1 protein-coding gene and 1 pseudogene are annotated in these 1,580 nt (G+C 72.4%); one reads left to right on the top strand and one right to left on the bottom strand.

Annotated features, from left to right (window positions below):
- Positions 1-290, top strand: a pseudogene (locus tag AC2VON_RS17425) (acetyltransferase); the annotation flags it as partial.
- A gap of 20 nt (positions 291-310) precedes the next feature.
- Here AC2VON_RS17425 and AC2VON_RS17430 read toward each other — a convergent pair.
- On the bottom strand, positions 311-1,580 hold a 1,270-nt coding region (locus AC2VON_RS17430; protein ID WP_486954073.1), incomplete at its 5' end, for a cryptochrome/photolyase family protein.

The raw sequence follows: 1,580 nt of genomic DNA on the forward strand, positions 1-1,580 counted from the left end.
TCAACGTCCCGATCAAGGACCAGGGCATCATCAAGTCCCCGGTCCGCATCGGCCCGGACACCTGGGTGGGGGTGAAGGTGACGGTGCTGCGCGGCACCGCCGTCGGGCGGGGCTGCGTGCTCGGCTCGCACGCGGTGGTCCGGGGCGTGGTCCCCGACTTCTCGATCGCGGTCGGCGCGCCGGCCAAGGTGGTCAAGAACCGGCAGCTGTCGTGGGAGAGTTCGGCCGCCCAGCGCGCCGAACTGGCCGCGGCGCTGGCCGACATCGAACGCAAGAAGGCGGCCCGCTGAGGCGTCCCTCGCGGCCGCGCTCAGCCGATGTCGCGGTAGCGGCGCAGCGCCTCGGCGCGCTCGGTGCCGTGGTCGACGATCGGCTCCGGATACCCTTGGGGCCGTTCGCCTTTGCGTAGGTGCGCGTCGTCCGCGCCGGCCAGTTCGGGGACCCAGCGCCGGATGTAGTCGCCCTCGGGGTCGAACTTCTCGCCCTGCTTGTCGGGGTTGAACACCCGGAAGTACGGAGCGGCGTCGGTGCCGCACCCCGCGGCCCACTGCCAGCCGTGCTGGTTGTTGGCCATGTCCCCGTCGACGAGCTGTTCCAGGAACCATTCGGCGCCCCACTGCCAGGGCAGGTGCAGGTCCTTCACCAGGAACGACGCGACGACCATCCGCAGCCGGTTGTGCATGAAGCCGGTCTCGCGCAGCTGGCGCATCCCGGCGTCGACGAACGGAAACCCGGTCTCGCCCGCCTTCCACGACTCGAAGCGGCGTTTCGCCGCGACCCCGCTGTCCGTCCGGATGCCGTCGAACTCGCCGTTCCAGTTGCGCCAGGCGCTGGCCGGCCACTGGTACAGCACGTCGGCGTAGAAATCGCGGAATGCCAACTCCCGCAGGTACGCCTGCGCTCCGCTGCCCCGAAGGTCGAGGTCGGCGGCCAGGGTGCGCGGATGGATGGTGCCGAACTTCAGGTGTGCCGACATCCGGCTGGTGCCGTTGAGGTCGGGCCGGTTGCGGTCCTGCGCGTAACGCGGCAGCCCGTCCGCGACGAACGCCTCCCACTCCACCAGGGCCGCGCGCTCCCCGGCGGCGAGGTCGAGCGCGGCGCCCGGGTCGGGGATTTCGCACTGCTCGACGCGCAGCGGCGCCGGATCGATCCAGCGCGCCGGGTCGGCGCCGGAACGGGCGGGTCCCCGCCAACCGACGTCGCGCCACCGATGGAAGAACGGCGTGAAAACCCGGTATGGGCTGCCGTCGGGCTTGGTGACCCGCCCCGGCGACACCAGGTAGGGCGAGCCCGTGGCCACCAACGGCACCGGGTCCAGGGCCGCGCGTACCCGCTCGTCACGGCGCCGCCCGAACGGTGCGAAGTCCTCCGAGATGTGCACCGCCGTCGCGTCGATCTCCTGGGCGATCCGCGGAATCCGCTCCTCGGGACGGCCGCGGGTCACCAGCAACCGGCCGTCGAGGTCCTCGCGCAGCCGGCGCAACGAGTCGCCCAGGAACTGGAGGCGGCGGCGCCCCGACGACGCCTCCAGCCGCGGGTCGAGCACGAAGCAGGCGAGCACCTCGCCGCGGTCCGCGGCG

The sequence above is a fragment of the Mycobacterium sp. TH-M82 genome, assembly GCF_057473605.1.